Origin of the sequence: Nostocoides japonicum T1-X7 (genome assembly GCF_001046855.1) — a bacterium.
GTDB lineage: Bacteria > Actinomycetota > Actinomycetes > Actinomycetales > Dermatophilaceae > Nostocoides > Nostocoides japonicum.
On sequence record NZ_HF570958.1, the window covers coordinates 5031602 to 5040099 of the forward strand.

Genomic DNA, 8498 nt, shown 5'->3' on the forward strand with positions numbered 1-8498 from the left:
CCGGCCCGGTGCCAGTGGCCGAAACCTTCGTGGCCACACGCTGCGTCGTGGGCTGGGTGTCCGCGCTCCGCAGGCCGTAGTGGAGCGCGAGGCCGAGGCCGACCACGAAGAGCAGGGCCGCCGCGACCCCCGCTGCCAAGGTGGCCAGGAGGCGTGAGCGTCCCCACCCGCCGTCGGCGGTGGTCTGCCCGGCTCGGGTCATCAGACGCACCCGGCCCCGGTCAGGGCGCGAACGATTCCGGGAAGGACCAGGTAGCCGATCACCGCGAGGAAGACGACGACGACGCCGACGATCCCGGCCTTCGATGCGTGCGGCATCCCGAAGATGCGACCGGCGACGATGGCACCGATGCCGATGACGACGCCGAGGACGAACAGGATGATCGTGCCCCACAGGACGTAGCCCATGAGCTGATCGGTGTAGCGCTGCGCTCCAGGCGGTGCGACGGGGCACACCTGCGGGAGGGTGGCGAGCTGGCGAGTGAGTGCGTTCATGACGGGCTTCCCTTCGTGGTTTCTGCGGCCACGGTGGCGCGGAGGACTTGGTCTGCTGCGGTGAGCAGCGGGGTGGGTAGTGCCTCGGAGTCGAGGCCGCGCACGGCGAGGGCCCGGTCGACGGGAATCTGGTGAAGGTCCCCGCGCTGGTCGAGTTGTCGGGTCAGGGTGCCGAGGCTGTGCTCGAGGCCGCGGGGCCACTTGCGTCTGGTGGGGCCGAGCACGGCACCGAGGACTCGACGTCCGGCCAGCAACGACAGGGCTCCCTCGAGCCGCCGCAGCCCGGGGATGGTGGCGGTGGTGGCCACGACCACGTGCTCGGAGTGGAGAAGCTGGTCGGCAAGCCAGTTGGGGCTGGCCAGTACCTGCTCGAGCTCCCATCCGACGTCGAGGACGGTCAGCGTGAGCGCTGCGGCGGGGTCGGTGGGGGTGGGCACCTCGTCGGTGCTGACGAGGATGTCGCTGCCGCGCTCGAGGAGGACGTCACCTCGTGTCCCTTGTGACCACCCGGTGGGGTGCTGGCCCAGTTCCGCGGTGGAGGCTGGTGCCAGTCCGGAGGCGGTGGCGGTGCAGCACTCGACGATGCGGGTGGCGCCCGGCGCGCGGGTGGCCAGGGCCAGCGCCAGCGTGGTCGCTCCGACGGATCCCGCGCAGCCGACGACGGGCAGCACGGGCTCGTCGGGGTGCCAGCCGTGGGGTGTGGTCTCGTGGCCGTTCCCGGCTCCGGGTCGCTGACGGGGGCGGAAGTCGCCGGCCTCCACGGACCGCCAGGCCCGCTTGAGCTCTTGGACGCTCACTGCGGCCCTCGAGGGCGTTGGATGGGTGGTGTGTGTGGTCATCGGGTCCCCTCCTGCTCGAGCGCTGTGCGCCGTGCCTCGAGGGCGGCGCGCAGGCTGCGAGCGTCGAGCCGGGCCAGGGCTGCTCGTGCGGCATGCACCTGGTGCAGCCGGTCGACGCACCCGGCCAGCGCGGCGAGAGCTTCGCCTTCGCTGCCGGCCACGTCCATCAGCCGGTTGAGTTCGGTCTCGTCGGTCATCGTCATCACCTCGTCGCCGTAAGCCGGTCGAGGTGGCTTGGTGGACATGTCAGGCGGAGGCACGCTGCTGGGTGCCGCAGACGACGCGCAGGGCATGGACCGACCGGGCTGCGCGGCGCCGCACGGTCCGCGAGGAGACACCGCGCTCGGCCGCGACCGCGTCGGAGGCGGCCGGGGCCATCAGTCCGGCGTGACCGCGCCCGGAGCGGGCGGGGTTCGCCGCGTCGGCGGCGTGGGCGAGGCTCAGCAGCAGGTCGCCGTCGTCCGGGGTCAGGGCCCCTCGAGTCGTCGCGACCTCGAGGATGTCGTCCAGTTCCTGCTCGGCCGTGGGTCCGCCCGGATGGACGCAATGGGCTGCCTCGGCCCACACCTCTGCGGTGGGCGGGAAGGGGATGGTTCGCGTTCCGGTGCGGTCGCCTGCCTCGCCGATCCCCAGGTCGCGCATCACGCCCTTGCGGGTGTTCATCAGAATGTTGGCGGCCACCTTGTGCCCGCGCTGCCAGGGGAATGTCCTGGCCTCGACCCATAGCTGGGCCGCGAGGATCTCGTCGATGCGGCGGCTGAGCCGGCTGAGCCTGAACGCCAACAGGCTGGCTCCGGGTAGCAGCACCCAGGTGAGGACGCCCGTCGCGGCCACGTCGTCACCCCCGTCCGGGGCGGACAGCTGGGCAAGGGTGAGCAGGACCTCGTCGGCTGCGTACCAGTCGGCGTCGCGGAGCCAGGCCGGGAGGTCGTCCATTTCGTCGATGGCGACCAGGGCGCCGTGGCGCAGTTGCCAGTGCGGCCATCGCTGTCTTGCCAGGGCCAGGACCTCGCTGCCGTGGTCGGCCAGCCCAAGGTGTGTTGCGACGCTCATCTCAAGTCCCTTCCGCCGTGTCGACACGGCAGGAAAGGTCTCGGCTGGTCGTCCCCGACTTTGTCACCGTGGTGGGCCAGGCGGGTTGGGGTACGTCCCGGCCTGGGAGGGATACGACCCTCTGACCTGCGACGATGCGACGTACCCCAACACGACGAAGTTCCTGGGCGGCGACACTTGCCTGCGGGCGTCTCATCGCCCCTGGCCCGCCTTGTCGGCGGTCAAGCCCGCTGGGGTGGTGTACGAGGGTGATTCCTCGTTGGGGGGTTAGGCGCTGATCGCGCCGGCGATGGTCAGGGGGTCCTCCTTGTCGTCGAAAGTGGTTGGGACCAATGCGGTCCGGCATTGCTTGAGGTGCTCGAGGCCGAGGTAGCGGCGTTGCTCGACCCACTCGTCGTGCTGTTCGGCCAGGACGGCCCCGACGAGGCGGATGACGGCGTCGCGGTTGGGGAAGATGCCCACGACGTCGGTGCGGCGGCGGATCTCCCGGTTCAGGCGCTCGTTGGGGTTGTTGGACCAGATCTGTCGCCAGCACGCCTTGGGAAAGACCGTGAACGCCAAGATGTCCTCGCGGGCGTCCTCGAGGTAGGCGGCCACCGACGGGAGCTTCTCGCGCAGGGAGTCGGTGATCCGGTCGAACTGGGCGTGCACGCTGGCGGCGTCGGGCTGGTCGTACACGCTGTGCAGCAGCGCCTTGACCCACGGCCAGGAGGACTTCGGGGTGGCGGACATCAGGTTCGCGGCGAAGTGGGTGCGGCACCGCTGCCATCCGGTGCCGGGCAGGGTCGCCCCGATCGCCTCGACCAGCCCGGCGTGCGCGTCACTGGTCACCAGGCCGACAGGGCCGGCGCTGGTCAGGCCGCGGGCGACCAAGTCCCGGAAGAACGCCAACCACCCGGCCTGGGTTTCGGACGTGGCGGTGTGCACGCCGAGGATCTCCCGGTACCCCTCGGTGTTGACGCCGGTGGCGACCATCACCGCGACCTTGACCACGCGCCCGTTCTCGCGCACCTTCATCACCAGTGCGTCCGCCGCGACGAACGTGTACGGCCCCTGGTCCAGCGGCCGGGTGCGGAACGCCGCGACCTGCTCGTCGAGGTCCTTGGCCATCTCCGAGACCTGGGACTTGGACAGCCCGGTGATCCCCAGGGTGCGCACCAGCTTGTCCATCCGCCGGGTGGACACCCCGAGCAGGTAGCAGGTCGCCACCACCGTCGTCAGTGCCCGCTCGGTGCGCCGGCGCCGCTCCAGCAGCCACTCCGGGAACAGCGACCCTTCGCGCAGCTTCGGCACCGCGACATCCAACGTGCCGACCCGGGTGTCCAGGTCCCTGTGCCGGTACCCGTTGCGGCGGTTGACCCGCTCGGGATCCCGAGCCCCGTACTCAGCGCCGCACACCGCGTCGGCCTGCGCAGAGAGCAGCGCGTTGACGAACGTGGTCAGCAGGTCACGCATCAGGTCGGGGCTGGCCTGGGCCAGCTCGTCGCGGAGGAACCGGGCAGGGTCGATACTGGGAACGGCGGTCACCGTGGCGCTCCTTCTTCGAGACGGTTGTGAGAGATCACTCGAAGAATCACCCGGTGACCGCCACCTACATCGGCAGCGACACGGTCACCGGTTGCTCGTACACCACTCTGTCGGACTCAACTTTGTCGGCCGTTGCGCGCACACTCTGAAGAAGTGCAGCCCACCCCACCTCCCCCGCCGCTCCGTGCCGGCGTTTCGCTCGGCGAGCGGTTCATCGCTGGTGCCGGAGTCGCCTCCTCAGGGCCAACGGCAATGCTCGGTTCAGGGGCCTTCACGGGCGCCCGGACGGCATCCGAGCTGATGGTGGAGAGGCGTCGCGTTGCTCGGCTCGGGGCGGGGGCAGGGTCGTGCCGTACTGGTACGCCCGGTTCACGGTGGAGTCGACTCTGACCTGTCAGCCGAGCTCACCGGCCGTGTCCTCCTCGGCCTGCCGCCCGCATGACCGTCTCCCAGGTGCCGTCGCCGGCGACGCGGCGGTGACGCGTTCACACCCGTCAGCCACGGCCCGAACTCGACCGGGGCATCACGCCCCGCAACCCGCCGCGGTACCGGTAGATGATCCTATAGAGGCTGGACGAGCAGCTATGTGGGGAATGCGGGCCTATCGTGTTTTCAGCGCCGTCAACAAGACCCGAAGTTTCAGGGCGGCCCTCTACGTCACAAAGAACAGGTCTCGGATGCGACTGGCCGCACGAACGTTTGATCGAGGTTCGTTCACCGGAAGACATGGCGCTTACCGTTCGGCTACTTATCACTACGCAAAGCACGGCCGAAACTACTCGAACGTGAATCACTACATGAGGTCCGCTCACCGTTCACTCATTTGGCGTTCAGGTCAAGCCTCCCGCCGCGTGAAGGGCTCTCCAGGCGGGCTCTTGAACGGCGCCCGCAATAGATGGCATTCCTTCTGGTGAGGCTCTCAGCGTGGCGTGTCGCCGAACTGAGAAAGCTTCGAACCACTTTGGAGTCGAAAAGTCTGGGAAGTGTTCCCGAGACCCAATCCGAAGTTGTCCGCGAGGGCGCTCTCGCTTGGATCGAAGGCGTGCTCAGTAGTCACGGAGAGGTCGGGCCAGCCGCGCTCGAGATGCTGAGTGTGCTCGATGAAGAGTCGAAGGGAGATCTTCTGGCCACACGCGAGATCCTCGAACTGACGAGCTTGATCCTTCGCACGGATGAGCCGTCGAGCGAATGACACTCGCGGACGCGTGCATCGTCGGTCGTCAGAGGGCGACATCGGGGGATTGAGGGCTCTTCACGGATGAGCGTGGGTGAGGGCGCGACGCGCTGAGTGGGGTGGTTGTCGGGGGTAGGGGTCGAGGCCCCCGAGGATCAGAGGACTTCTACCTCTCCTGATCTCAAGGACCTCGACATGGATGACCCTACGGTGTGCTGCCCTGCCTTCGGCGGCTACTGCGACCGGTGCGACCTGATCGTTGGCATCGAAGGGCTGCATGTGACTGCGGCCGAGCGTGACGATCGCGGCCGGCTCGTGGTGACGGTGGAGTCCGAGCCGGTGGTGATGGGCTGCCCGGCTTGCGGTGTCGTTGCCCGTGGTCATGGTCGGGACGTGGTGGAGCTGGTCGACGCGCCCGCGTTCGGTGCTGCGGTGCGGATCCGGTGGCGCAAGCGGCGCTGGGTGTGCCCGGACGCCGGGTGCCCGGTCGTCTCGTTCGTCGAGCAGGACGAGAGGGTCGCGGCGCCGCGGTCGAAGCTGACCACCAGGGCGTGCCGGTGGGCGATCGAACAGATCCGCCGCGAGCACGCGTCGGTCAACGGGGTCCGTCGCCAGCTCGGGACGTCGTGGTCGACGGTGTGGACCAGCATCGAGCCGATCCTGGCCGCGGCCGCTGCGGATGAGTCCCGCTTCGAGGGCGTGAGGATCCTCGGCGTGGACGAGCACGTGTGGCACCACGTTTCGACCAAGCCGATCGAGGACGGCGGGCGGGGTCCGAAGGAGCTGACCGGGATGGTCGACCTCACCCGCGACAGCCGCGGCAACGTGCAGGCGCGGCTGCTGGACCTGGTCCCGGGCCGCTCCGGTGAGACCTACAAGACCTGGCTGCACCAGCGCGGAGAGGCGTTCCGCTCGAGCGTGGAGATCGCCACGCTCGACCCGTTCCACGGGTACAAGAACGCCGTCGACGACCAGCTCGAGGACGCCCGCTCCGTGCTCGATGCGTTCCACGTCGTCAAGCTCGCCACCGCCGTCGTCGACGACGTCCGCCGCCGGGTGCAGCAGGACACCACCGGCCACCGAGGCCGCCGCGGCGACCCGCTGTACCGGGTCCGGAACATCCTGCGCGCCGGGCAGGAGCACCTCACCGACCGGCAACGCGCCTGCCTGCAAGCTGCGTTCACCGCCCGGGAGGAGCACCTCGAGGTTGAGCTCGCCTACCGATGTGCCCAGCAGGTCCGGGCCGCCTACCACCAGCACACCCTGGCGGCCGGCCGTGCCGTCGCGGAGAAGATCGTCGCCACGCTGCCCACCTGCCCGATCCCCGAGGTCGCTCGCCTCGGCAAGACCCTGCGCCGGTGGCGCCGGGAGTTCCTCGGCTACTTCGATACCGACGGCGCGTCCAACGGCGGCACCGAAGCCGTCAACGGCCTCATCGAGCTCCACCGCCGCATCGCCCGCGGCCTGCGCATCCGAGACAACTACCGCCTCCGGATGCTCCTCATCGCCGGAGGACTACCGATCCCGAACCACGCTCATCCGTGAAGAGCCGGATTGAGCGACACCCCATTACTTCGGAAGTCTATGGAGGCGATGACGATGGGGAAAGACAATCACCTCAATCGGTGGACCACCCTGGCGCACGGCACCTTCGTTGCTTCGATCGTCCTGCCCGAGCAGGGCGAGCGGCACGATGCCATCGAGCTGCTGTTGCAGGCACCGACGCGACAAGAAGCTTTGACCCGCCTCCACGCAATGGGCTACCACTCCATCAGATTCAAGGGCCACCACCGAGCACCTCCGCAGTCCGACATACAAGCCATCGCCGAGCACGAGGGCACAGTCCTCTGGCGTCGGTTCGCCGACGGCGGGCCATGGCACCCATTCGCAGCGCCCGACGCATGAACGGTCGCGACGCATCGAATCCGCGCCTCCCCCAAACTTGATCGACTGTCACGCACGGGTCTGTCAGGAACTTTGTGTAACTGACCTCGGCGTGAGGGAGACTGTCCGACGAACGGTGTAACTGGCCCGACCCGCTGATGCGTCAGCGAGGAAGGTCAGTGGAATGACCGAGACACTGGTGGGCGTGAGCCCACTGCGGAAGGCAGCCAAGAAGACGCTCACGCCCCAGGAGGCGGAGCGCAACGCGGTGCGCGAGCTGGTCAAGGCCGCTCGCGCCAGGGGTGATGACCTGACCGGCCCCGAGGGGCTGCTGAAGGCGATCACCAAGCAGGTCATCGAGGCCGCCCTCGAGGAAGAGATGAGCGAGCACGTCGGCTACGACAAGCACGCCGTCGAGGGCCGTAACGGCGCCAACTCCCGGAACGGGACCCGCGCCAAGACGGTGCTGACCGACAACGCCGGCCCGGTGGAGATCGAGGTGCCGCGGGACCGGGACGGGTCCTTCGAACCGGTCATCGTGGCGAAGCGGCAGCGGCGGCTGACCGACGTCGACGCGATCGTGCTGTCGCTGTACGCGCGCGGCCTGACGACCGGGGAGATCAGCGCCCACTTCGCCGAGATCTACGGGGCGTCGGTGTCCAAGGACACCGTCTCGAGGATCACCGACAAGGTCATCGAGGACATGCAGGCGTGGGCGTCGCGGCCGCTGCAGCGGGTGTACGCCGCGGTGTTCATCGACGCGATCATGGTCAAGGTCCGTGACGGGCAGGTCGGCAACCAGCCGTTCTACGCCGCGATCGGGGTCGACCTGGCCGGGCACCGCGACGTCCTGGGTTTGTGGCCCGGCCACGGCGCCGGGGAGTCGGCGAAGTTCTGGATGGGCGTGCTGACGGACCTGAAGAACCGCGGGATCGCCGACGTGTTCTTCATCGTCTGCGACGGGCTGAAGGGGCTGCCGGACAGCGTCAACGCCGTCTTCCCCCAAGCAATCGTCCAAACGTGCATCGTCCACCTGATCCGCGGCACCTTCCGGTACGCCTCCAAGCGGTACTGGGAGGCCATCGCCAAAGACCTGCGCCCGATCTACACGGCCGCGAACGCCGCGTCGGCGTGGGCGGCGTTCGAGGAGTTCGAAGAGAAGTGGGGCAAGCCCTACCCGGCCATCCCCAAGCTGTGGCGGGCCGCGTGGGAACAGTTCATCCCGTTCCTGGACTACGACGTTGAGATCCGCAAGGTCCTCTGCTCGACCAACGCGATCGAGTCCCTGAACGCCCGCTACCGGCGCGCCGTCAACGCCAAAGGACACTTCCCCACCGAGCAGGCCGCCCTCAAGACGCTGTACCTGGTCACCCGGTCACTGGACCCCAAGGGCCTGGGACAGGCACGATGGGTCACCCGGTGGAAGCCGGCCCTCAACGCCTTCGCCGTCACCTTCGAAGACCGGATGCCGGCCGCGGAGAACCTCTAATGAGAAACGCCAGTTACACCGATCATCGGACAGACCC

At 68.6% G+C, this 8498-nt stretch carries 10 protein-coding genes; 4 read left to right on the forward strand and 6 right to left on the reverse strand.

Going from position 1 to position 8498, the window contains the following annotated elements:
* The 6 genes from BN12_RS26425 to BN12_RS22720 all read right to left on the reverse strand — a co-directional run.
* A partial coding sequence (locus BN12_RS26425; RefSeq protein ID WP_048555768.1) for a hypothetical protein occupies positions 1-202 on the reverse strand: 202 nt, incomplete at its 3' end.
* The gene (locus BN12_RS22700) at positions 202-495 is read right to left on the reverse strand and encodes a hypothetical protein (RefSeq protein ID WP_048555769.1); all 294 of its coding nucleotides are present in this window, start codon (positions 493-495) and stop codon (positions 202-204) included. The genes BN12_RS22700 and BN12_RS26425, both read right to left, overlap by 1 nt.
* Positions 492-1334: a hypothetical protein gene (locus BN12_RS22705; RefSeq protein WP_157635645.1), complete on the reverse strand. Its 843-nt coding sequence runs from the start codon at positions 1332-1334 to the stop codon at positions 492-494. The genes BN12_RS22700 and BN12_RS22705 overlap by 4 nt, the downstream gene beginning before the upstream one ends.
* On the reverse strand, positions 1331-1531 hold the full coding sequence (locus tag BN12_RS22710) for a hypothetical protein (protein ID WP_157635646.1): 201 nt from the start codon (positions 1529-1531) through the stop codon (positions 1331-1333). The genes BN12_RS22705 and BN12_RS22710 overlap by 4 nt, the downstream gene beginning before the upstream one ends.
* A gap of 49 nt (positions 1532-1580) precedes the next feature.
* Positions 1581-2387, reverse strand: a complete 807-nt coding sequence (locus BN12_RS22715; protein WP_157635647.1) for a hypothetical protein — start codon at positions 2385-2387, stop codon at positions 1581-1583.
* A 267-nt stretch (positions 2388-2654) separates the two neighbouring features.
* Positions 2655-3914, reverse strand: coding sequence for an IS256 family transposase (locus BN12_RS22720; protein ID WP_048555738.1), 1260 nt, complete (start codon positions 3912-3914; stop codon positions 2655-2657).
* An 895-nt stretch (positions 3915-4809) separates the two neighbouring features.
* Here BN12_RS22720 and BN12_RS24890 point away from each other — a divergent pair.
* The 4 genes from BN12_RS24890 (at position 4810) to BN12_RS22735 (ending at position 8461) form a co-directional block, all read left to right on the forward strand.
* The gene (locus tag BN12_RS24890) at positions 4810-5106 is read left to right on the forward strand and encodes a hypothetical protein (protein WP_157635648.1); all 297 of its coding nucleotides are present in this window, start codon (positions 4810-4812) and stop codon (positions 5104-5106) included.
* 177 nt (positions 5107-5283) lie between these two features.
* Entirely contained in the window at positions 5284-6633 is a 1350-nt protein-coding gene (locus tag BN12_RS22725) for an ISL3 family transposase (RefSeq protein ID WP_235432510.1), read from the forward strand.
* A 39-nt stretch (positions 6634-6672) separates the two neighbouring features.
* Positions 6673-6993 carry a hypothetical protein gene (locus BN12_RS22730; RefSeq protein WP_048555773.1) on the forward strand — a complete coding sequence of 107 codons (321 nt, stop codon included), beginning with the start codon at positions 6673-6675 and terminating at the stop codon, positions 6991-6993.
* A gap of 163 nt (positions 6994-7156) precedes the next feature.
* Complete coding sequence (locus BN12_RS22735) at positions 7157-8461, forward strand: IS256 family transposase (protein ID WP_157635264.1); 1305 nt, start codon at positions 7157-7159, stop codon at positions 8459-8461.
* Positions 8462-8498: the final 37 nt, after the last annotated feature.